The organism is Enterococcus sp. DIV1067f, from assembly GCF_050543505.1.
Lineage (GTDB): Bacteria > Bacillota > Bacilli > Lactobacillales > Enterococcaceae > Enterococcus_D > Enterococcus_D entomosocium.
Genome location: NZ_CP172940.1, coordinates 1,765,808 through 1,788,970, shown reverse-complemented (window position 1 = coordinate 1,788,970; position 23,163 = coordinate 1,765,808). Strand labels below are relative to the sequence as shown.

24 protein-coding genes are annotated in these 23,163 nt (G+C 42.6%); 2 read left to right on the top strand and 22 right to left on the bottom strand.

Annotated elements, in window-relative coordinates:
- Window positions 1-16: 16 nt before the first annotated feature.
- The 17 genes from IGJ42_RS08310 to IGJ42_RS08230 form a co-directional block, all read right to left on the bottom strand.
- The gene (locus IGJ42_RS08310; protein ID WP_005235941.1) at window positions 17-496 is read right to left on the bottom strand and encodes a DUF6530 family protein; all 480 of its coding nucleotides are present in this window, start codon (window positions 494-496) and stop codon (window positions 17-19) included.
- A gap of 292 nt (window positions 497-788) precedes the next feature.
- The gene (locus tag IGJ42_RS08305; protein ID WP_430616144.1) at window positions 789-1,049 is read right to left on the bottom strand and encodes a TfoX/Sxy family protein; all 261 of its coding nucleotides are present in this window, start codon (window positions 1,047-1,049) and stop codon (window positions 789-791) included.
- 255 nt (window positions 1,050-1,304) lie between these two features.
- On the bottom strand, window positions 1,305-2,153 hold the full coding sequence (locus IGJ42_RS08300; RefSeq protein WP_430616119.1) for a DegV family protein: 849 nt from the start codon (window positions 2,151-2,153) through the stop codon (window positions 1,305-1,307).
- 93 nt (window positions 2,154-2,246) lie between these two features.
- The gene (locus tag IGJ42_RS08295) at window positions 2,247-3,521 is read right to left on the bottom strand and encodes an LCP family protein (RefSeq protein WP_430616117.1); all 1,275 of its coding nucleotides are present in this window, start codon (window positions 3,519-3,521) and stop codon (window positions 2,247-2,249) included.
- 116 nt (window positions 3,522-3,637) lie between these two features.
- A complete protein-coding gene (locus IGJ42_RS08290) occupies window positions 3,638-4,108 on the bottom strand; it encodes a GNAT family N-acetyltransferase (RefSeq protein ID WP_005235950.1) in 471 nt (156 codons plus the stop codon).
- Window positions 4,083-4,964: a prephenate dehydratase gene (pheA, locus tag IGJ42_RS08285; protein ID WP_086299442.1), complete on the bottom strand. Its 882-nt coding sequence runs from the start codon at window positions 4,962-4,964 to the stop codon at window positions 4,083-4,085. Before pheA ends, IGJ42_RS08290 begins: the two co-directional genes overlap by 26 nt.
- A gap of 1 nt (window position 4,965) precedes the next feature.
- Complete coding sequence (locus IGJ42_RS08280) at window positions 4,966-5,472, bottom strand: shikimate kinase (RefSeq protein WP_008379901.1); 507 nt, start codon at window positions 5,470-5,472, stop codon at window positions 4,966-4,968.
- The gene (gene aroA, locus IGJ42_RS08275; RefSeq protein WP_008379900.1) at window positions 5,469-6,758 is read right to left on the bottom strand and encodes a 3-phosphoshikimate 1-carboxyvinyltransferase; all 1,290 of its coding nucleotides are present in this window, start codon (window positions 6,756-6,758) and stop codon (window positions 5,469-5,471) included. The genes IGJ42_RS08280 and aroA overlap by 4 nt, the downstream gene beginning before the upstream one ends.
- 9 nt (window positions 6,759-6,767) lie before the next feature.
- Window positions 6,768-7,853: a prephenate dehydrogenase gene (locus tag IGJ42_RS08270; RefSeq protein ID WP_422705956.1), complete on the bottom strand. Its 1,086-nt coding sequence runs from the start codon at window positions 7,851-7,853 to the stop codon at window positions 6,768-6,770.
- Window positions 7,854-7,897: 44 nt separating this feature from the next.
- Window positions 7,898-9,064 carry a chorismate synthase gene (aroC, locus tag IGJ42_RS08265; RefSeq protein WP_422705957.1) on the bottom strand — a complete coding sequence of 389 codons (1,167 nt, stop codon included), beginning with the start codon at window positions 9,062-9,064 and terminating at the stop codon, window positions 7,898-7,900.
- 19 nt (window positions 9,065-9,083) lie between these two features.
- Complete coding sequence (gene aroB, locus IGJ42_RS08260) at window positions 9,084-10,139, bottom strand: 3-dehydroquinate synthase (RefSeq protein ID WP_422705958.1); 1,056 nt, start codon at window positions 10,137-10,139, stop codon at window positions 9,084-9,086.
- A gap of 36 nt (window positions 10,140-10,175) precedes the next feature.
- Window positions 10,176-11,201 (bottom strand): 3-deoxy-7-phosphoheptulonate synthase, encoded by a 1,026-nt coding sequence (gene aroF / locus IGJ42_RS08255; RefSeq protein ID WP_422705959.1) that lies wholly within the window; start codon window positions 11,199-11,201, stop codon window positions 10,176-10,178.
- A 40-nt stretch (window positions 11,202-11,241) separates the two neighbouring features.
- Window positions 11,242-12,111, bottom strand: coding sequence for a shikimate dehydrogenase (locus IGJ42_RS08250; protein ID WP_422705960.1), 870 nt, complete (start codon window positions 12,109-12,111; stop codon window positions 11,242-11,244).
- Between the two features lie 413 nt (window positions 12,112-12,524).
- Window positions 12,525-13,283 (bottom strand): ABC transporter ATP-binding protein, encoded by a 759-nt coding sequence (locus tag IGJ42_RS08245; protein ID WP_005235966.1) that lies wholly within the window; start codon window positions 13,281-13,283, stop codon window positions 12,525-12,527.
- Entirely contained in the window at window positions 13,283-14,167 is an 885-nt protein-coding gene (locus IGJ42_RS08240) for an ABC transporter permease (RefSeq protein WP_008379889.1), read from the bottom strand. The genes IGJ42_RS08245 and IGJ42_RS08240 overlap by 1 nt, the downstream gene beginning before the upstream one ends.
- A 78-nt stretch (window positions 14,168-14,245) precedes the next feature.
- On the bottom strand, window positions 14,246-15,298 hold the full coding sequence (gene trpX / locus IGJ42_RS08235; protein ID WP_010748363.1) for a tryptophan ABC transporter substrate-binding protein: 1,053 nt from the start codon (window positions 15,296-15,298) through the stop codon (window positions 14,246-14,248).
- A gap of 377 nt (window positions 15,299-15,675) precedes the next feature.
- Window positions 15,676-16,251: a hypothetical protein gene (locus tag IGJ42_RS08230; protein ID WP_430616113.1), complete on the bottom strand. Its 576-nt coding sequence runs from the start codon at window positions 16,249-16,251 to the stop codon at window positions 15,676-15,678.
- Window positions 16,252-16,377: 126 nt separating this feature from the next.
- Between IGJ42_RS08230 and IGJ42_RS08225 the strand changes: the two genes are divergently transcribed.
- Window positions 16,378-16,776 carry a DUF1622 domain-containing protein gene (locus tag IGJ42_RS08225; RefSeq protein WP_005235970.1) on the top strand — a complete coding sequence of 133 codons (399 nt, stop codon included), beginning with the start codon at window positions 16,378-16,380 and terminating at the stop codon, window positions 16,774-16,776.
- Window positions 16,777-16,884: 108 nt separating this feature from the next.
- A complete protein-coding gene (gene efbA, locus IGJ42_RS08220; RefSeq protein ID WP_086332386.1) occupies window positions 16,885-18,585 on the top strand; it encodes a fibronectin-binding protein EfbA in 1,701 nt (566 codons plus the stop codon).
- Between the two features lie 253 nt (window positions 18,586-18,838).
- Here the strand turns inward: efbA and IGJ42_RS08215 are convergent, their stop codons facing one another.
- The 5 genes from IGJ42_RS08215 to IGJ42_RS08195 all read right to left on the bottom strand — a co-directional run bounded on the left by IGJ42_RS08215 (window position 18,839) and on the right by IGJ42_RS08195 (window position 23,076).
- Complete coding sequence (locus IGJ42_RS08215) at window positions 18,839-19,330, bottom strand: pyridoxamine 5'-phosphate oxidase family protein (RefSeq protein ID WP_016620151.1); 492 nt, start codon at window positions 19,328-19,330, stop codon at window positions 18,839-18,841.
- Window positions 19,330-20,247, bottom strand: a complete 918-nt coding sequence (locus tag IGJ42_RS08210; RefSeq protein ID WP_086332385.1) for a helix-turn-helix domain-containing protein — start codon at window positions 20,245-20,247, stop codon at window positions 19,330-19,332. The genes IGJ42_RS08215 and IGJ42_RS08210 overlap by 1 nt, the downstream gene beginning before the upstream one ends.
- Before the next feature lie 364 nt (window positions 20,248-20,611).
- On the bottom strand, window positions 20,612-21,469 hold the full coding sequence (locus IGJ42_RS08205; RefSeq protein WP_430616140.1) for an IS3 family transposase: 858 nt from the start codon (window positions 21,467-21,469) through the stop codon (window positions 20,612-20,614).
- Between the two features lie 35 nt (window positions 21,470-21,504).
- Window positions 21,505-22,197, bottom strand: a complete 693-nt coding sequence (locus IGJ42_RS08200; protein ID WP_074935028.1) for a helix-turn-helix domain-containing protein — start codon at window positions 22,195-22,197, stop codon at window positions 21,505-21,507.
- Between the two features lie 201 nt (window positions 22,198-22,398).
- A complete protein-coding gene (locus IGJ42_RS08195; RefSeq protein WP_016620153.1) occupies window positions 22,399-23,076 on the bottom strand; it encodes a carbonic anhydrase family protein in 678 nt (225 codons plus the stop codon).
- Window positions 23,077-23,163 lie beyond the last annotated feature (87 nt).

The window sequence follows — 23,163 nt, the reverse complement described above, 5'->3', positions numbered from 1 at the left end:
CAATCTGCTCCTTTTCTTAATAACCTAGCTCATCTAAAAGCCGCTTTAGGATTTTGAAGCGTTCGCCGTATAGCTCGCCATCTTTTTGCAAGGAATCATAAAAAAGTAGAATGTCTTCATCGATCTTAGGATTTTCGGTGTCTACTTCAACGGTCATACGATTTCCTTGTAAGCCAATGATCTCGATCAACGGATTTTCAGGATCGTAAAACTTTTCATGGCGATAAGCCTCTTGAAAATACAAACTGGATTGCGCCACTAAGATTGCTAGATCTAAGATTCTAGTGAGCGGTAGTTCTTCTGACTGACGAGACCATTTTTCACCTGTGTGGCGCCAAACCTTGCCTGAGATATCGACTTTTCCCCGGTCGTTCCATTGTGCCAATCCGAGGGAAAGGCCTTTTGCATCCGTATGTAACGCATTTTTTCCGTCAACAGTATCATAGTCTTCCACTTTAATGACGGGCTTATGTTTCAAGTTTTCTGGTATTTTCATTGTTCTCACTCCTTGTTTAGTAAATTACTAATTTACTAGATAGAGTAAGTATAATGAGGAAGCTGGTTTGGAACAAGCAAAAGGTCTTTTCTAGTAGCTAGGGACAGATGTCTAGTTGATTTTCAGTGGCAAACGATTCTGTCCATGACTTCGGCGATTTCAGGAACCAATACCAATGTGACCAATGTGTCTTCGCTGAATGAGGAAACAAGTCGTAAAAAAGCACTTGATAAGAAGTATCTAAAAACAAACGCTCTTAAAAAGTGCTTTTTTATGACGCATTACTTCAACTTCAATAACTCAATCGATTGAAAAAAAGGCGCAATTCTTGCTTTCTCTCACTTGCAAGCTGCGCTTTGGGAATGCCTTGGATCGCCCCTTCAATGCCGTAGAGCATATGCAAGCAAGCGCCCGTATCGCATTGTTGGCGGATAGCTAGAAAAACCTCTTCGGCCGTTTTTGTGCGTAGTTGTTCAGGGGTATTGATGCCGATACGAACCAGGTGATCCGCTAAAACTTGACCTACATTTGGTAACTTTTGCAGTTCATTCATAGGTTTCTCCTTTTTGATTGTTGTCATCCTGCCCGTCTTCCTATCGCTCATTTGCCACCTTCTTAAGGAACACTTCATAGCAATTCCTCCTTTGCCAGTCCTTCATTTTGATCCTATTGTACGAGTTTGTGTGATTTTTTACAAGCGAATCTCAAAAAAGCAGAAAAAAGAACCAGCTAGACGAACGTCTAACTGATTCTTACATACATTGTCTTGAGGAGATAATGGCGTGAATAAACATAGAAAAAATAAAAATTATTGCGCTGAAATAGCGATGCCAATGGCTTTTTCCCCTAAATGCGTGCCGATAACTGGTCCGAAGTGACCAATCTCAATTTCTGCATTTGGGTATTTCGCTTGTAGCTTCGCTTTTTCTTCTTTCGCTACTTCTAAATTATTGGCGTGGATTACATAAAATTTAACAGGCAATGCGATTTCTTGCTCCCGTTGACCAATGATATCTTCCGCGCGATTGAATGCTTTTTTGCTGGAACGAATGCGCTCGTAAAGCACAATTTTTCCTTGATCAAAGGTCAAAATCGGTTTGATTTTTAATAATCCGCCAATCAAGGCTGCTCCATTGGTTAAGCGACCGCCACGAACCAAGTTATTCAAGTCGTCAACGATCAAATAGGCATAGGTATTGTCTCTGATAGTGTCCAGATGGGAAATGATCTCTTCTACGGTTTTGCCTTGACTTGACAGATCAAGAGCGGTTTCTACCATGTGCCCCATCGGCATACTTGTGATTTTCGAATCGTAAGGAATGATTTGAACGCCTTCGATTTCATCGGTAATTCCATAAAGCGTTCCGATAAATCCAGAGATACCGCTTGATAAGTGGATACTAATGATCGTGTCGTAACCGCGATCTTTCAATGACTCATATAAGGCTAACACTTCTCCTAATACCGGTTGAGAAGTGGTTGGGAATTCTTTGCTGTTTTTCAACAAAGCGTAATACTCATCAGCTTCAATGTCGATGCCCTCATTGTAGACTTTTCCATCTAAAATAACAGGGATCGGTATGATAAACAAATCTTCATGGTTTTTGATCCGTTCCGGCAGATAAGCTGTACTGTCAGTAATAACGGCTAATTTCATTCTTTTTCCTCGTTTCAACAAATTTCAAACGTCATTAATAATATAGCATAAATTTACTTACTTTCAAATGGTTTTCAGAACTTTTCATTCTGCTTACTCATTAAGAAAATTCCTGATCGCTTGTTGATTGGTTTCAAGATTGACGACTAACACACTTCCGGCACTCGCACTTGAACCGTATTGCCAAGAGTCAGCGACAGGGACAGTCAAGCTGTCGACTCCTCCCGCCCCTCGAGCAATCGAGAAGGTATTTTTTAATAGGAAAGACATTGGCAGGTTGGTGGAAGCATAGCCTAAGACTTTTCCAGCTGCATAAGGCAATTTTAAAATAGCTAAAGGATTTTTCATTTCGCTAAAGATCGCATCCATTACTTGCTGCTGTCGTCTTACACGACCGAAGTCACCTTCTTCGTCCATCCGAAAGCGTGCGTATTGCAACAGCTCAAGCCCATTCATTTGTTGTTGCCCTTGCTTGATGGCAACTTCAAGATTTTTACTCATATCTTTTTCCGCGTTGATAGCAACGCCTGAGGGAAACAATGTGTCGATCACTTTTTCAAAGGAACGAAAGTCAACTTTTGCATAATAGTTGGTTTCTAGCCCGAAGTTCTCCGCTAACGTTTGTCTAACCAAATCAGCACCACCAAAGGCATAAGCCGCATTGATCTTGTTTTCGCCATAACCGGGAATCGTAACTAAAGTATCCCGCATAAAGGAAAGTAGCTTCGGTTGCTTACTGGGACCATCTAATTGCAAAACCATAATAGTGTCTGCTCGTCCAGCTTCTCCTTCACGACTATCACTACCAATGAGCAATATATTCCGAGCACCATTTGCAGCGGGCGTACCATTAAAGGTCTCTTCATCAGTCGTAGCAAAAGCAGCGTCACTTCTTGCGACTTGCTGACCGACAAGAAACGCAATCAATGAATAGGCAAAAAGCACCAATAGTACCCGAACCACAATACGCAGAACTGGGTGCTTCCGCTTTTTCTTTTGTTTGGGTTGCTTGGTCTTCTTAAGCTTTGACGGTTTTTGTTTGCTTTGTTCCTGGCTTTGATGCATCGCAGGCCTCTGAGCAGATAGCGGAGGGATCGCGCTTTTTCGTCCCTCAGATTTTATTGCTCCTACTTGTGACTGTTCTCGAGAACTTTGAGCCGCACGAGAGTCGCTTGCCCTAGGATGCTCGGTGTTTTGATAAGGAATGTCTCCTAATCGCTCATCAGCAGAAGAAGTAGAATCACTCGGTCTGACGCGCTGGTTTCTTCTTTTGGCTTCTCGACGGGCAAAGATACTTTCTTTGGCTGCCTGACTGGATTCCTTTTCTAGCCGTTCATGCAGTTTTTTATTTTTTTCCATCCTGCTCATTGCTTCTGATCCTCCAACTAAAAAATAGCTCTCTGTCTATAAGGATACCCTAGACCTTATAGAAAGAAAGCTATTTTCTGAAATTTTAACCTTTTTCTAGGAAATTTCTTCATATTTTACCTTAGATGCTTTGATGCACCTTGTCGTATGCTCACAAATCCTGCTTGCTCATAAAATGATTTCACTTGGTTTGCCGACCAAAAGTTTAGTGAGAGATCATCGAAGCCTTTTTCCAGCGCAACGTTTTCAGCAAATGCCAACAATTGTTTTCCAATATGCATCCCTTGGTACCGAGGGTCAACAGCGATCGCTGCAATTTCCAGCCACTTTCGTTCATGCATCATCGCATTTTGTGGCAAACAGACCTCTTGAAGATGCACAAAGCCACAAGGCTGGTCCGCCAACCAAGCGATAAAAAAGTGGTGGCTTGGCTCTTGCAGCTGCTGTGTGATTGCTTGTTCAAATCTTGACTGATCAAAGGGCTTAAAAATCGTTGGGTACCATTGATGGTGCTGTGTTTGGATCTCTTTATGAAACGTTGCTAAAAGGGTTTCATCTTGGCTAAATTTTATTTTGACTTGAGTCATTTTTTGTCACTTCCTCAACAACATTTACGGAATACACGCCGAGAAGATGGACTTGACCACCCAACAACTGAATCTCTTCAAAAGCATTTACAATCAGTTGCCACGGCTTGTCCATCACCAGATCGATCACGAAAAAGTATTCCCCTAAGGTGGTTTTTGAAGGCCGCGATTCAATTTTGCTTAAATCAATTTCTCGCCAGCCAAAGGTTGCTAAGATTTTGTGCAAGATCCCCGGTCGGTTTGCTGGGAGCGTCACAAAAATCGTTGCTTTCTCAGCAGTCTGCTCTGGTAACTGGGTGTTTGCTGCTTTCTTCGTCAAAACCCAAAAACGGGTTTGATTAAAGGCAACATCTTGAATATTGGTTTCTTTGATCGTTAATTGATAGGCCAATGCCGCTTCTTTGGAAGCAATCGCCGCAACTGCTTCTTCTGGATGTTTTGCTACGTAGGCTGCTGCAGTCGTTGTGGAAGCAACCGCCTCAACAGTAGCTCCAGCAAATCGGGCTTCGATGAAGTCGGCACATTGCGCTAAGGCTTGCGGATGAGAAATAATCTTAGTGATGGGACGGTTGTCTTTTGATGTTTGCTGAGAAACTAACAATTGATGATTGATCGGTAAAATAACTTCCTGTTCGATGCTCAACTGATTTTGACGAAAGAGCGTATCAATCGTGGCATGAACAGACCCTTCTAATGAGTTCTCGTTCGGAACGACCGCGCGATCGATCACGCCGTTAGCTAGCGCTTGAATACAAAGCGGAATCGATCCATAGGGGATACAGGTATTTTCCGGATAAGCTTCTTGCGCAGCTATATGCGTAAAGGAACTTTTCGGTCCTAAATAACCAATCTTCATTTTATGCACCCGCTTTGATCAAAATTTCCTGTACGATTTCTTCTGGTGCTTTGTTCGTCGTTTCAACGATCAATGAAGCAGTTTCTTCATAAAGAGGGATCCGAGGACGGTAAACAGCCAATATTTCTTCTGGTGATTTTGAGACGACTAAGGGACGAATGCTGCCATTATCCGCCTTTAAGCGATGAATCAGCTCCTCGGGATCTGTTTTTAAATACACGACGAGCGGCATCTCTTTTAAAAGTTGACGATTTTCTTCTTTTAATACGATGCCCCCACCAGTGGAAATAATTTGTTCCTTTGCCAAAGTTTTAGCTAAAATATCCGTTTCGATTTTGCGAAAGGCTTCCTCACCGTGTTGGTCGAAAAATTCTTGAATGGTCATGCCGATCTCAGCAACGATCAAGTCATCAAAATCCACATGAGACTGTTTCGTTTCTTCAGCCAAAAGACGACCAATCGTGGTTTTTCCAGCACCCATAAATCCAATTAATATCACTTTTTTCACTCGCTGTTTCCTCCTTTAGCCAAACGTGCGACATCCTCAAAAAAATCAGGATAAGAAACTGCTACGGCTTCGGCTTTTTCTAATTCTACCTCTTCATCTGTCAATAAGGCGGCAATTTGCAGCATCATGCCGATGCGATGGTCCCCCCGACTTGACACACGTCCGCCATGCAAAGGGGTTGGACCGTTGATGATCAACCCGTCCTCGGTGGGAGTGATGTCCGCTCCAAGTTTTGTCAACTCTTCGGCAGTTGCATCAATTCGGTTGGTTTCTTTTACTTTTAGTTCTTCCGCATCTTTGATCACCGTTTTGCCATGAGCCTGCGTGGCTAACAACGCAATGATCGGCAATTCATCGATCAAACGTGGGATAATATCGCCAGCGATGGTCACTGCCTGCAAGGTAGAACTTCGAACGGTAAGGTCAGCTGATTGATTCTGATCGTCTTGATTAGAAAAAGCAATTGAAGCACCCATCTCCTCTAGTACGTCAAGAATTCCTGTACGAGTGGGGTTGATCCCGACATTTTTTAAAACGATCTCACTTTCTGGCATAATCGCGCCGGCTGTTAGGAAAAAAGCAGCGGAGGAAATATCACCAGGAACAATTACTTCTTGTCCTTGGAGTGTTTGAGGTCCCGTCACAGTGATCGTTTTGCCTTGTGTTGTAATGACACCACCGAATTGACGAATCATTTCTTCGGTATGGTTGCGACTTGTCTCTTTTTCAATAATCGTCGAGGTACCTTGTGCTTGCAATGCCGCAAAAATCAGCGCCGATTTTACTTGGGCACTTGCTACGGGCATCTGATAATTGATGGGCTGTAAAGAAGCAGTACCATTAACGGTGATCGGTGGGAACTCCGTCTGCTCATGCCCTCTCACATTGGCACCCATTTCTCTTAATGGCAGCATCACTCGGTTCATCGGACGTTTATTCAAAGAGTTATCGCCGAATAAGGTGGTTGTAAATGGCTGTCCAGCCAAAATCCCCATCATTAAGCGAATCGTTGTACCAGAATTGCCGATATCAATTGGGTCTTGGGCAGGCTTAAGGCCATTAAAGCCCTGTCCTTCAATCGTGATCGTCTGACCGTCATCATGGATTGGAACGCCTAATGATTGAAATGCATGAAGGGTGCTATAGCAGTCTTCTCCACGCAAGAAATTACGGACAATCGTTGTCCCTTCGGCTAACGCCCCGAACATGATACTACGATGCGAGATTGATTTGTCAGCAGGGACTGCTATCGTCCCTTTTAGATGTGTTGCTTTTTTTAGTTTCATAACGGCCTCCTATTTTTTTCGACATGAATAGGTCGTCTTTTTTTGAATCAGCTGCTCTGCTTGCAGCAAATCATTTTGCGTTTTGAATGAAATCTGTAAAACACCAATAATATCTTCTCGAGTTTCAAGAATTTTCAAGTTGATCAAAGAGAGCTGATGTTCGCTCAATAGCCCCGTCACTTCAGCGACAACGCCGGGATGATCCGGTACATCGATGAATAGATCATAGAATGCTGGGATCGCCCCATTTTGATGAACCGGCAATTGATCCCGTGTTTCCTTCGCGGATTCAAAAAACCGAAAGATCGCCCTTTCGTCTTTTTTCTGCAACCAGTGAGCCATGGTCGTCATTTGTTTTTGCCACTCATCGATCAGCTGCAGCAGCTCCTGTCGATTACTCAATAAGATATCGGTCCACATACGAGGATCTGAAGAAGCAATGCGAGTGATATCGCGAAAACCGCCTGCTGCAAGTTGCTGCGCTCTAGGGTGTTCGTGGTTGAAGGCATCTGCCTGATTGACTAATCCCGAAGCAATAATATGGGGCAAATGGCTCAACATCCCTGTGATTTGATCATGCTCTTTTGGCGCAAGCGCCACATATTTGGCTCTAGTGCCGCGAAAAAGCTCTTGCAGCTCTTCCATCCGCTGACTTTTCGTCGGTGTAAAGATATAGTAAGCATTCTCGAAAAGGTTCTCATCGGCTGCTGTGATCCCTGATTTATGAGAGCCAGCCATCGGATGGCCCCCAATAAAATCAAAGGAAAAGGACTCGGCGAATTGCGTGATTTCTGCTTTGGTACTGCCGGTGTCTGTTACCAGGACCGAAGGCTTTAATGAAAGTGCCCCCAGTTCGGCAAGATATTTTTTGGTGATTTCTACCGGCAATGCCAACAGAATCACGTCGGCACGGACAGCACCTTCAGAAAATGAAGGGGGCACTTTATCTACTAATCTTGTTGCTAATGCGATCTCATTGGTTTTGCGACAGTGATCCCACCCCATTAGATAGGTTTGGGGATGTGACGTTTTGATACATTTTGCTAAGGAAGCGCCGATCAACCCTAGACCGGCGACAAAGATATTTTGGTTCATGAAAAGAATCCTCATTTCTACTGGAATTTTTGCTGGTTCTTTAATCAGTAGGTTAACAAGTATTCTCGATACGCTTGAACAGATGCAGTCAATTCTGCGAATGAATCACTTGGGAACTTTTCTAATAGTTCATTGGCCACCACTGTCGCCACCACACTCTCACAAACAACACTGGCTGCTGGTACAGCGGTGCTATCTGAGCGTTCGACGCTTGCTTTATACGGTTCTTTGCTGTCGATATCCACACTTTGCAATGGCTTGTACAAGGTTGGGATCGGCTTCATAACACCACGAACCACGATTGGTTCACCGTTCGTCATGCCACCTTCAAACCCGCCTAGGTTGTTGCTGCGACGGGTGTAGCCCCGTTGTTCGTCCCATAAAATCTCATCCATGACTTTAGAACCCGGTAAAACACCTGCCTCAAAGCCAACACCGAACTCAGCACCTTTAAAGGCGTTGATACTGACCACGGCTTGGGCAATCTTCGCATCAAGTTTTTTGTCCCATTGCACGTAACTGCCAAGACCAGCAGGAACGCCGCCAACAAGCACTTCCACTACGCCGCCGATCGTATCACCATTTTTCTTCGTTTGATCGATCAACTGTTTAATTTCTTCCTCGACAGATGGATCTAAGACTCTTACTTCCGAGGCTTCAGAGCGTTGTGCGATTTCTTTGACAGTCAAGCCTTCTGGAATTTCTGCTTTGATGCCGCCTAACATCGTTACATGACCTGCCACATCGATGCCAAGCTCCTTCAAAATTTTCTTCGCGATTGCGCCGATGGCTACCCGCATAGTCGTTTCCCGGGCAGATGAACGTTCCAGGACGTTTCGTAGATCTTGATGGTGGTATTTCATGCCGCCGACCAAGTCAGCATGACCAGGTCTTGGTCGTGCCACTCGTCGTAGTTTGCGGTCTTTTTCTGGTACCTCTTCGATTGCCATGACCTTGGTCCAATTTTTCCAATCTTTGTTCTCGACCACTAAAGTCACAGGAGAGCCTAATGTTTTTCCATGACGGATACCGGAAGTGATACGGACTTGGTCTTTTTCAATCAACATCCGTCCCCCACGACCATAGCCGGTTTGTCGTCTCGCTAATTCAAAATTGATGTCTTCCGCTGTTAATGGCAATCCTGCCGGTAACCCTTCGATAATGGCGGTCAACTCTGGTCCATGTGATTCGCCTGCTGTAATATAACGCATGATCCGTTACCTTCCTTTCTTATACTAGGTAGTCTTTGATTTTTTCAGTCGGGATCGTCACGATTTTCGCCTGACCGATCGCTTCTAATAGAATAATCTTCAATTGTTGCCCGCGGGCTTTTTTATCATGAGTGATTGCTTGGTATAATTGCTCTTTATCTATTTCCCTTGGTGTAATCGGCAAGTGAAACTTCTCAACCATTTCTGTAAGTTGCTGGGTCGTACCTTTTGGTGTTAATCCGGTGACTTCTGCATGTCGGGTGATCATAATCATCCCCATCGCAACGCCTTCTCCGTGACTTGTCTCAAAAGCAGCCGTTCTTTCTAAGCCATGACCGATCGTATGACCGAAGTTCAGTGTCAGACGACTACCATGATCAAAGGGGTCTTCTTCCACTACTTTTTGTTTAACCTTTAAAGAAGCTGTGATCACATTTTCAGCGTGGGCCAACAAATCGGCTTCATCATTCAAACCTGCTAACGTTTGCCAAAGTTCAGGATCTGCAATAGCGGCTGACTTGATGATTTCAGCAATGCCTTCTTGGACGCGTTTAAGCGGCAAACTTTCAAGTAAATCTGGATCGATCATCACACCGGCTGGTTGGGCAAACGTGCCAACGAGATTCTTGGCACTGCCAGTATTTACAGCTGTTTTTCCGCCGATACTTGAATCGACCTGTGCCAATAACGTCGTCGGAATCTGCAAGAAATCAATGCCGCGCATATAAGTAGAAGCAACAAATCCTCCGAGATCACCGATCACACCGCCACCAAGGGCAATGATCCCATCGCTTCTGGTCATTCCGAATTGGGCAAGACCATCATATAAACTAGCTGCTTGCTCTAGTGATTTGCTTTTTTCGCCGGCTGGTACGATTAACAGTGTCGCTTCAAACCCGGCAGCGGTTATGGAATCGACGATTTGTCCGCCATACAGGGGTGCGACATTGCTGTCTGTAATGACGGCAATGCGCTGTTTGTCCCACAACTGTTGCACCCAGGTTCCGACTTTTTGAAACGCCCCTCGTTTAATGAGGATATCATAGGAATGGTCTTCTAAGTGAATGTGTAACATTGATTTTTGCACCTCTTTTATTGGTTGTCTTCACGCTTAGTCTTGCAACGCTTTGATTTCTTTCATCGCTTTTTCCATGATATGGACTTCTTTCATCATGTTCATGTACGTTTTTTCGTTAAGTGATTGAGGACCATCAGACCAAGCATTGGCTGGATCTGGATGGATCTCTACGATCATCCCATCGGCGCCGGCAGCAACACCCGCTCTTGCCATTGGTGGTACGAGATCCCAGATACCTGTTCCATGACTAGGATCGACGATGATTGGGAAGTGGCTCAGTTTTTTGATGATTGGTACTGCACTTAGATCAAAGGTATTACGGGTTGCTGTTTCGTAAGTTCGGATCCCACGTTCAATGAAAATCACTTCACTTTTATCTTGAACAGCGATGTATTCCGCTGCATTCAACCATTCGTCGATCGTGCCTGAGATGCCTCGTTTAAGGCCAATTGGTTTCCCAGTTTTTCCAACGGCAGCTAGCAATTTGAAGTTTTGCATGTTCCGAGCACCAATCTGCAAAATATCACTGTATTCCGCCACCATATCGATATGTCCTTCGTCCATGACTTCTGTGATGATTTTCATGCCAGTTTCATCAGCAGCTTGGCGAATGTATTTTAGCCCTTCTTCTTCAAGCCCTTGGAATGCGTAAGGCGACGTGCGGGGTTTGAAGGCACCACCACGTAAGATTTGTGCACCACCAGCTTTGGCGATTCGGGCACATTCACGAATTTGGTCTAAGCCTTCAATCGAACATGGACCAGCCATCGTAACAAAGTTGCCGTCACCGATTTTCACACCATCTACATCCACAACCGTATCTTGCGGATGGAACTCACGAGAGGTCAATTTGTAAGTATTTGAGATCCGAATGGCATCTTCGACACCTTCGTAGCTGCGAAAAGCAACATCTTGGATGCGGCGTGTATCCCCTTTTAACCCGATAACGACCTGTTCTTTTCCTTGGTTGACTTGAACATCTAAGCCTTCTTTTTTGATTCTAGTTACAACAACTTCAACTTGTTCTGGCGTAGCGCCTGGTTTCATAATTACGATCATTTTTTCTTCCTACTTTCGTTTTTTCTAATTTTTTTATTTTTTACATGGACTCAATAAGTGCTTTTACTTTTTCAACAGGCATTTCTTGGCCTGTCCAAAGTTTAAATGCAGCTGCACCTTGATACAGCAACATGCTTAAGCCGTTTGCAGTTTTGGCACCGACTTCTTTCGCATCTTTCAAAAGCTGCGTTTCTCTTGGATTATAGATGACATCATAGACAGCTAATGATTCCCGCAAGAGTGTTTTGTCTTTTAGAGGACTTACCGTATCATTCGACTTCATCCCCACGCCAGTAGCATTAACTAAAAGACTGCTTTGATCGATGGCTGTTTTTAGAGCCGTCTGATCTTCTAAATCCGTTAATGTGATTTCAGAGGCGGTCTTTTCTGCGATCTGTGTCAATTTTTCCTGGATGATTGGATAAAACTCATCCTTGCGGTTAAAGACACGGATTGTTTTGACACCATCTAGTGCAGCTTGACTAATGATTGCTGTCGCTGCTCCACCTGCACCGATCACAGTCATCGTTTTTCCAATGATCGACACTTGAATGTCTTCAAGTGCGCGCATAAAGCCGATACCATCTGTATTGTGCCCAATCAATCGCCCCTCTTGATTGACGATTGTATTGATTGCGCCGATCAGCTCGGCTGCTGGTGAGCATTCATCCATCAACGGTACTGCTGCCATTTTATGGGGCATTGATAGATTGACACCTAAGAGATCCAACTGACGGATGCTTTGGATACTAGCGGCTAAATCATCCGGCTCAACATCAAAGGCCAGATACACGGCGTCGATCCCTTGTTCTTCAAAAGAAAGATTGTGCATCGCTGGAGAGATGCTGTGTTTGGCTGGTTTGGCAAATAGTGCCGCCAACCGTGTGTGACCGGTTATCATTTGTTTCATCTGGTTCATTCCTTTCAACAAAAAAAGATGTCCACCGTAAATTTAAGAATCTACAGTGAACACCTTCAAACATTACATAGCGACAGCGCCGATATGTGAATATAAAAAATAGCCACTATAGATTTTACGATCTACGTGGCTGCGAATTCATTACGAAATGCTCTAGCCATCATAGATACAAACTTAGCGTTTGTACCCATGCCTTCATGAATACAAACCTATCTAAAATAGCTAAAGTAATATTTATTCAGTTGTGTGGGGTTCGTTAGCAATAATTTTTGCATAGTCCTTCGCTCCAAACTGATGTAAGATTGACCTAAGTATAGGTTTAACTTTGAAAGATGTCAATGATTTTTTCTTATTTTTTTCATTTATTTGATTATTTTTTTTGAAAACACTGTTCTATCAAGGGCTTATAAGTCGTCTTCAAAGAACAGTAACAGTTCTGGTAAACTTAAGCGAGCTTTTTCATCTGCTGAAAGATCCTTGACGATTTCCCCTTTTCTGAGCAGGATCAGGCGGTCTCCGTATTTTAATGCATCTTCCATCCGATGGGTGATCATGAGACAAGTTAGGTTTTGTTCTTCCACGCGTCTTGCAGTGATTTGCATCAGCTGTTTGGAGGTCTTTGGGTCTAACGCAGCCGTATGTTCATCTAGCAACAACAGTTTTGGTGTTTGAATCGTTGCCATCAATAAACTTAGTGCCTGTCGTTGACCACCAGATAAACTGCCCGTTGGCGTATCCAAATGATTTTCCAACCCATTGCCGATTTCTTTACAAAGCGCAAAGAACATTTCCCTTTGTCCTTGGAGTTGTCGAAGACCAAGTGACCGTTTTTGCCCTCTTTTTTGTGCTAACAGCAGATTTTCTGCCACTGTCATACGGGGAGCAGTGCCCATTTTCGGGTCTTGGAAGACACGTGCCAAAAAGCGGGCACGTTTTTCTTCCGAAAGTGCGGTCACGTTTTGATCATCGATCATCACTTGCCCACTCGTCAAGGGCATGGTGCCTGAGATGCAGTTGAATAGCGTACTTTTGCCGGCGCCATTTCCTCCGACGACCGTGACAAATTCTCCTGGTTTTAAAGAAAGATCGATTTTATTCAAGAGCACTTTTTTCTCATTCGGTCCGTTGCCGACAACTTTAAAGGCTTTTTTTAAGGCTAACATTATTCATCCTCCGTTTCAAAACCAGTGCGTAGATGCAAGGCTTGTTTAAATTGAGGGATCAACAGGCAGATCGTCAAGACGATTGCAGAGAAGATCTTCAAGTAAGTCGTATCAAATCCAGCTTTGATCACAAATAGTATCAATAATTGGTAGATAATGCTGCCGATCACGATAGCGATCAGACGTTCCAGCAAGGTCAATTCACCATATAATACCTCACCAATGATGATTGACGCCAGTCCGATAACGATCACACCGATTCCCTTGCTTATGTCGGCGTAGCCGTCGTTTTGAGCGATCAATGCGCCTGAGAGTGCGATCACGCCATTGGAGACGATCAGTCCAATGATTTTCATTCGATCCGTATTGATTCCCATTGACTTGGCCATGTGTTCATTATCCCCGGTAGCAATATAAGCTTGACCCAAGTTGGTATGGAAAAAGTAAACCAAGACGCCCCCAATCAACAAGACCATGATCAATCCGATAATCACCGTATCATAATAATTCGGTAAATTCATTCTAGTAAAAAAATCTTGAATTTTCGGTTGGTTTAATAAAGAGAGGTTTGGTGAGCGCATCACAAACAGCATGACCGAGTTCAATGAAGACATCACCAAAATACCTGCTAAAATCACGGGAATTTTGCCTTTTGTATAAAGAAGTCCTGTCACACAGCCCGCACACATCCCAGCCAATACTCCTAACAAAGTCGCTAAGACGGGCGACACCCCATGGGTGATCGCTGTCACACAGACAGCACCGCCTAACGGAAAGGACCCTTCCGTCGTCATATCCGGGAAATTCAAAATACGATAGGTCATAAAAATCCCTAATCCCAGGATTCCCCAAAGTAGCCCTTGCCCTATTGCTGAAACAATCATCATTCTTCCTCCATATTCTTACAAGTTTTCTCTTTCAAGACTCTCTCGGTGATCGCAGGTGATTGCTGTTCCTAATTGTTACTCATCACTTGCTTCACTTTCCGGTGTCGTTGTAATCAATTTTGCCTCGTCTTTGAGGTTTTCTGGGATAGTGATTCCCAATAACTGCGCTTGTGTTTCATTAATGATCGTTTCGCCATCGCTGAATGTATAGATCGGCGTTGTCGCAGGTTCGGCCGTCCCGTCAAGAATTGCTGCCACCATCTTCCCGGTTTCGACCCCAATCGTAAATTGATCTTGCCCAACCGTTGCTAAGCCGCCTTGTTCCACCATCGTATCAACAGACGTGATGATGGGCGTTTTTGATTTATTGGCTTCTTGTACTACCGTCTGCATTGCGTTTGCAATCGTATTATCTAACGGAATATAGATAAAGTCGACTTCTCGTGCCATCACTTGCACCATTTGAGCAATTTCGTTACTTGAAGGAACGGCATACGATTTGCTGGTCAAGCCATTTTCTTCGGCAGCAGCTTCTGCTTCTGCCACTTGGTATTTCGAATTGTCTTCGGTCGAAGAATACAAAATGCCGACTGTTTTTGCCTCCGGTAGCAAATCTTTTGCTAGTTTGATTTGCGCAGCGACGGGTGCTTTATCTGAAACACCAGTGATATTTCCGCCGGGTTGATCCATATCTGCCACGAGATTTGCCCCAACTGGATCAGTGACCGCTCCTAAAACGATTGGTACATCCTGAGTGACATTCGCCAACGCTTGTGCTGCGGGTGTTGCTACCCCAACCAAAACGTCGGCATCTTTATTTAGCAGCTGCTGACTCATCGTTGCCAATTTACTTTGATCCGCTTGGCCGTTTTGGAATTCGATCGTCAAGTTGTCCCCTTCGGTATAGCCTGATTCTTTAAGGCCTTCTTTGATCCCCTCGGTGATCGCATCTAACGCTTCATGACTGACAAATTGTAGGATCCCGACTGTTTTTTCAGCTTTTTCTACTGGTTCCGAAGTCTCACTGGCTTGATTGGTCCCACTTCTCATTCCTAACTGATAGACAAAGGTCGCTCCTAAAAATAATAAAATAACGGCAACCGATGCAATTAATCCCTTGTTTTTCATTTTTCATTCTCCTTTTTCTGCTTAAGTTTTTCGTGTTTTCGTTTTTACGGTTTTTGAGAACAAAAAAAGCAACTGCCTATGTGACGGCAATTGCAAGTAAGCAAAAGCCGCATAGAAGGTTGTCCTATGCGGCGATAAATTCAACTACCAGCATAGATACAGCACTTTAGAAGGTTCTCTAAAAAGTTGTATCTATGGAATGAGGTCCCATCAATACAACTATCTACGCCAGTTTTGCCATGATTTCACTTGCAATGGAATAAATAGTTTCATGATTGTTCCTCCTTCTCAACTTGTTTTCTTTCTTGATTGAATTCAGTTTAGCCTATTGATAAAAAAACGTCAACAATTTTCTGTCAAATTGTCAGATTTTTTTATCAATCATTGGCAGAAGGACGAATCGTCCACATGGGTAAACGATTCAATTCTGGGATGAATTCCGTCGTTGGCTGCTCAAATGAATCAAAAGTAAAGCGATTTTTCTCGACTCCTTCTTCATAGAAGACAAAGGTCACTTTATCAGGATCAATGTCATATTCATTGGAGAAAAATGCCACGTCATAGACGATCGGATAATAAAAAAATGTTCGATTCATTTCGTCTTCCTGTGCTTGGATCAGATCAAACACTTGATCCAGCTGTGGGCCATTTGGTTTACTGTACATCACAGAAATCGCTCTTGTTTCTCGAATCGTCTTATCAGCTGTCAAATATGGTAATGGCTGTACTTTTTCCGAAGGTAACTTGTCGAAAGCGATTCGATCCACTAAAGAGGCGTTGATGCGATTTTGAGAAAAAACGATCAAGCCTGCAAAAACCAGCGCGAAAAGAATGCCTCCGATCAGCGTGAAAATCGTTTTTTTCTGATCTCGGTATAGATCATCTAACAAAGCCTGCCAGCTTTCCACTGTTTTTTCTTTCGTGTAATGAACAAAGTTCCTAACTTGTTCCATAATTTGCCCACCTTTTTTAAAAATCCTACTATTAATTCATACTATCAATTCCCTTCTAGAACGTCAAGAAACTTCACATTTCTTCGATAATTCGGTAAGATAAAAGAAAACGGTAAAGGAGTCATTATGCATAATCTAGCTAGTTCTTTGATGACTGGAGCCAACCCAATCTTCGATTTCATTGTTGTCTGTTTAAACTTTCTCTCCATTTTCGTCATCGTTTGGGGTGTATTGATCGCAGGCATTGATTTCGTGCGCTACGAATTAACAGAAAAGGACCGTTTGGTGGCAGCCAGAGAGAATAATTTTATCCGCAATTATTTAGGGAGTTATGTCTTATTAGGTCTTGAGATCTTGATTGCAGCAGATATTATTGAGACGATCATCCACCCTACTTTCGAAGACATCGTACGTCTAGCTGCAGTCGTTATTATTCGAACAGTCATCTCTTATTTCTTGAACAAAGAAATTGAGCGTGCACTGCAAACCACCGATCACCAACCTAACAAGAAAAAGGAAAGCTAGCTGCCATGGCTTTTCTTTGGATTCTTCGGTATAATAGATAGGAATATTTGACATTGGAAGGATCAATCCCTCAGTCAAACTATCCTTATAAGAAAAGAGGGAAACAATATGTCTTTTGATGGTGTTTTTACCCATTTAATGGTCAAAGAATTACAAAATCAATTAACCAGTGGACGTGTGAACAAAATTCATCAACCTTATGAAAATGAGGTCGTATTTGTGCTCCGTGCCCAAGGGAAAAATCATAAACTTTTGCTATCCGCACATCCCACCTATGCTCGTGTGCAATGCACAACGATCGCCTATAGCAATCCAGAAACCCCACCGAATTTCTTGATGATGCTGCGGAAATATTTAGAAGGGGCGATCTTAGAATCAATCGAACAAATCGACAATGACCGTGTGATCCATTTTCATTTTACTCGACGAGATGAACTAGGTGATTTACAATCCCTCGTCTTGATTGTCGAATTGATGGGCCGTCACAGCACGATTTTATTAATGAATAAGACGAGCGGAAAAATTGTCGATACAATCAAACACATTGGTCATTCACAAAATACGTATCGTACTTTATTACCGGGTGCTACTTATATTGCACCACCAAAGCAAACAACACTTAATCCTTTTACAGCCTCTCGCACCAAAATTTTTGAAGAATTATCGACCATCGATCCCTTGACGGCAAAAGAACTTCAACAACGATTCCAAGGCTTAGGCCGCGATACAGCAGAAGAATTAATCGCTCGAATCAATGCCAATCCCAATGAAAAACTGCGTCAGTGGGAAGCTTTCTTTACAGAGCTTACCCAGGAGCTAGCACCAAGTTATCTCCAGTCAGAGAAAAAGGAATATTTTACACCAATTCCCTATCCATCATTGATCGATGCGACCACCACTGTCACCTCTTATCAGAGTCTGAGCGAGCTTTTAGATGCGTTTTATCACGACAAGGCGGAAAGAGATCGGGTCAAACAACAAGGTGGCGAATTACTAAAGAAGATTGAGAATGAACTGAAACGGAACCAATTGAAGTTAAAGAAACGCCAACAAACGTTAATCGATTCAGAAAACGCCGAAGAATTTCGTCAAAAAGGTGAGCTTTTGACGACCTTTATGAATCAAGTCCCCCGTGGTGCTGCTTCAGTTGATTTGGAAAATTACTATGATGAGAATCGGCTTTTGACGATCAAATTAGATCCCGCTCTTTCTCCCAATCAAAATGCTCAGAAATATTTTCAACGTTATCAGAAATTAAAAAATGCTGTCAAACTGGTCCATCAGCAGATTGCCGAAACGAAAGAAGAAATCGCGTATCTCGAATCCGTGTTAGCCCAATTAGAAATCGCCTCTCCAATGGATCTGGCGGTTATTCGGGAAGAACTGATTGCACAAGGCTATGTCAAAAATCGGACGAAACAGCGTAAAAAAGCCGCTCCTTCGCAACCAGAACGATTTCTTTCTTCAGACGGAACTGAAATTTTCGTCGGAAAAAACAATTTACAAAATGACCAACTGACCTTAAAAACAGCTCGTAAGAGTGATATCTGGCTGCACACTAAAAACATTCCTGGTTCGCATGTCATCATTCGTTCGGATGATCCTAGTGAGACAACCTTAATGGAAGCTGCAGAGCTTGCCGCATATTTCTCAAAATATCGTCAATCTGCCCAAGTACCGGTGGACTACGTGCAAGTCAAACATATTCGGAAACCGAATGGTGCCAAGCCTGGATTCGTCATTTATGAGAATCAAAAAACGCTTTTTGTGACACCTGATGAGGGAATTTTGAGATTAAAACAGTCCTAGCTGCTCTCAGTCTATTCGGATCAAAAAATCATAGTGTAATCAATAAAAGAACCGACCACAAAAGCGCTGCGAAGAGGCACGCGCTTGTGATCGGTTTTTATGCTTTTTCCTTCTATCTACTGCTCTTTCAGCGACAATTTTCCTTAGCTTAAACCACAAAAGGCAAACCTTCTCAGAATTTAGCCATCGAAGTATCTGCTAGATCCGATAGAATGGCAATTGAAACTCACCTGCAGCCAGTAGGTTCTGTTGGCTAATAAATTCCACCATCCTCCATAGTGACTTTCTTCTCGAAATCAAAATGATACAGCTTTTCCCAATGATTGATATTCAACGTTCCTTTGGTCAAATGGATTGCTAGAAAGCAACAGCCTTTATCATTCTCATTGTTGACTTCGTCGTACCAGACAAAGGCTTTGCGAATTTTGCTTCTTAATTCTGCATTTTTAGGGTCTAGCACCCAACCTAAATTCTCCCCTTGACCGACCGCAGTAAACCATTCACCGCTAACGGCAATGGAAACTGCTGGATTCTTTTTGATTTGCTTGATTTTATTGGATTGCTCGTGTGTCGACACGTAAAAAACGCCCTCTTCATAAAAAGCATCAACTTCTCGAACGACTGGTTGTATGTGTCCCTCTACAGTTTTGTCACAAGCTGTCGTCGCAAGGGCAATCACATTGTCTTTAAAATGTCCGAATTTTTCTTCAAGCAGCTTTATTCCTTCTTCATACTGGTGGGTCATTATTCTGTTCCTCCTTGCATCTTAATTCTTTTTTTAAAAGGAATCCATAATTCGACATGAACCACATGATTTTCCCCTTTTTGATAAAGCTCAGGAAAAAAATTCTCAGCAATCCAGCCATTTTTCTTGAGCCAAAAACGGGTATAACGCATCGCCTTTCCCATATTGATGATCAGTTGCTCTGAGACCGTATCAAAACTGCAAACAATATACTCACGTTCTGGTAAAGTCCATTCAGTGCAGTTGAGAAATTGCGAACCATCAGATATTTGACCAACAAAATAACTTGAATAGCCTTCAGGCGCATCTCCCGGAAATGAAACACCGATCAGGCAATGATCGGTGCGAGGCTGATTGGCAGTCTTTTGATAAAAATCATGCCAAATATCGTCAATCGGATCAATCCCTGTTCGTTGGCCCAGCATTTTTCCATACTTAAATGGATAGTAACCAACAACGCCACAAAAAACCAGCGGTTGCTGATTTCGCTTCTTCTGAATCTCCAAAACGACTCCTTCGCTGATCAATGGATTGCCTTCTTCTGTGACAATATACCCTAAAGATAGATCCGGCTTATCAAAATTTTGCAAACCGATCGGCGCTTTTTGGTAAAGAGAAGGTGAAAGTCCATAAACGGTCTTAAAGGTTCTTGAAAATGCTGCATGGCTGTTAAAACCAACCTCAAATGCGACCTCAATGACTCGACTTTTTCTGTCTTTTAATAAAACAGCGGCTCTGGCCAGACGACGCAGTTTTATATATTCCCTAACAGAAATTTTAACTAAGCGAGTAAATAAGCGTTGATAATAAAATACAGAAAGTGATGCGACTTGTGCTAACGTTTCGATCTCTAGCGACTCATCAAGATTGTCTTCGATAAAATCGATGGATTTTTGGATTGCTTCCCATGCATGCATATGGATTTCCTTTCTTTCACTATAAAATACTCAGCCAAAAAAGCTTTACCGTGTCTGCTCTTTTTCCCAAAAAAACTTTATTTGTATTTATTTTCACAATGCATTAACTGCCGAGAATCAGCTTATTTAAAATTTTAGCATAGCCTTCATGGTCATAGAATATAAAAATAAAAAAAGACGAAGAGTTGCTGGGCTCCCCGTCAAGTGGACAATGAAATAGAATAAAATTATTTTGACGACTGTCTACCGAAATTCGGTAGGCAGTTTTTATGTTTTTTACTTTGTTTAACCTCAACTTTGCTCGACTGGCCTCCTTCTTGGTTAAGCGGATTTATTCTATTCGCTTGTCCAAGAGGGGGAGTGATTAAGCTGCCATTAATAATTCTTGATGAACTTGGATCGGTGTTTTGCTCATCAAACATCGTTGATAGCGACCATTGTTGTAATAGTTCATGTATTTCTCGATCATTTCAACGAGACTTTCTCTACTGATAAACTTTCGCCGATAATATTTTTCTCGCTTAAGCATTCCCCAGAAGCCTTCCATTGGACCATTATCGGTACAACGGGCGACACGAGACATACTCTGCTTCATTTTCGCTTTCTTTAGCTTTGTGCAAAAAACTTTACTTGTATATTGAAATCCGCGATCGCTATGAAATAGCGGATGAGCGGTTGGTTCGGCGGCGACTGCTTGATCGAAGGTATCAAAGACTAATTTATTGTCATTTTTGTCGCTGATGACAAATGAAACAATGCGACGATCGGCGAGATCGAGAATAGCGCTCAAATAGATTTTCTTCACTTCGGCCCCTTCATAATACTTGAATTCACTCACATCTGTTAGCCATTTTTGATTCGGTTGATCCGCATAGAACTTTCGATTCAAATAATTTTTCGCAATATGATACGGAGTCTTGGATGCCTTAGTGATACTATTGCCTGAATGCTTGATGGTTGATTGGATTTGAAGTTTGCGACAGATTCGAAGAATACGCTTGTCATTCACTTGAAAGCCATAATCATTCACGAGATCTTCACAGATTCTGCGATATCCTTTATCGTTGTCTGCTTCATAAATATAACGAATAAGGTCTGCCAACTGTTCATTCAATACCACTTCAGGCAGTTTGGGATTTTTTAACCAACGATAATAGGCCGATCTTGTGACATGGAGCAGGGTACACATGGTGTTAATTGGATAGCTTTTTGTCTCGTGCAGCTCTTTGATCGATTGGTATTCAAACGTATGACGAACTAATTCAAATCCCGCCTCCTTTCTAACTCGCTGACTTTTTTTAATAGGTCATTTTCCATTTCAAGCAACTTGATCCGTCGTTCTTGTTGAGCCAGTTTATCGCGCATTTCTTCTTCGGGTGTTCTGGCAGGTTTACTTCCCGCTCGTTGCCCTCGACGGTCTTCTAAGCCTTTTTCTCCCATCTCGTCGTATTTCAACACCCAGTTCCGAACTTGTTGGTAAGAGACTTGGTACTGAATCGCGGTTTTCCCATAGTCTCGACCGTTGATAATACAGTCATGCACAATTTTAATTCGTTCATTCAATGTTGTTTTTCTGGATTTACTCATTCTACTTCCACCACTTTCTGATTTGAAGTTTCTATGAGTATTATATATCTTTAACCAGTCTTCTAATTGTTTTTTGTTACGAAGCCCGTATTTCTTGGCGACAGCTCTTAAGCTACCATGTGTTCCAGCTAAATAATCATGGACCGCATTCAGTTTCAACTCTGTTGAGTATGATTGATTCCTTTTTGTAGGGAGTAAACCTGTGGGTCCTTCATTCTCATAAAGAGTGATCCACCTTTCTATCGTACTGAAACTTACTTGTGCTTCTTTGGCCAGGCTGTTTATGCTAGCTTCATTTTTTAAAGCTCTTTCTACAAAAGCTAGCCGTTCTTCTGAACTTAATTTCATTTTTCCTCTAGACATACAAACTCCCCCTATATAAGCCACTTTATATTTCAGTGTCCTATATAGGGGGAGCATATCAAGTTTTCGTCTTTTTCTAGTCAATGACATTCTAAAAATTCTAACATCATTTTTAAAGATTACCCTTACGAAGTGGTTTCTATACTGACCATCAAATGAAGTCAGTGATAAACACTACGTAAAAGGATCTATTTTTATAAATTAATAGAAATAAATAGGCCGATCTTTGCGGTCTTGTAATGGGCGATTATTGTTTTCTAACACTTCTTCCCGGAATTCCAAAATGAAGCGGCGGCTCATCTCCCCGATCCAGTCAAAGACGAACCAATTGATTGGCCCTTTGGTTGGCGGTGTCGTCAACGAACCCACATAATGGAAATGGTGGGTGCGTTCTGGTAAGAACATAGTCGGATCAAACCATTGCGTATGGTTTTCAAAGTCCCAGATGCTGTCGTCTTGCTGATTGCAGATCCAGTTGAGCTTATCCGTCAATTTGAATAAGATGCCCACAACCAAGTTTTCTCCGTCCTCATTCATATGGACGAGATGAAACTCTAATTCTTGCTGTTCATCATCGATAATATGTTCAGATGGCATGTGGAAATGAATATCCGTCAAATAGTAATTGATCCCTTTAAATGTGACATAACTTTCTTTGTTATATGGAACGAAGTGAATCGTATTTTTGAATTCTTTTTCCGTGAACCGCTCTCGTTTATAGTGAAAAGCCAAGTCCTGATCGATGGGTTCTTCGGTCTCATCGTGGACTAAAGCGATTGGGGATTGGTAAGGAAATTCGGCACCTTGTGCATACCAGTCGCACAAAGTATGCCAATGTTCAGGTCCATTGTCTCCGGAATAACTCCAGGGAACGTCCATATTTCTTTTCAAAAAAAACAGCCTCCTAATTCAAGTTGACAGCAAGGTATAGCCCTTCCTATCAAAAAACTTTCTCCCAATGCTATC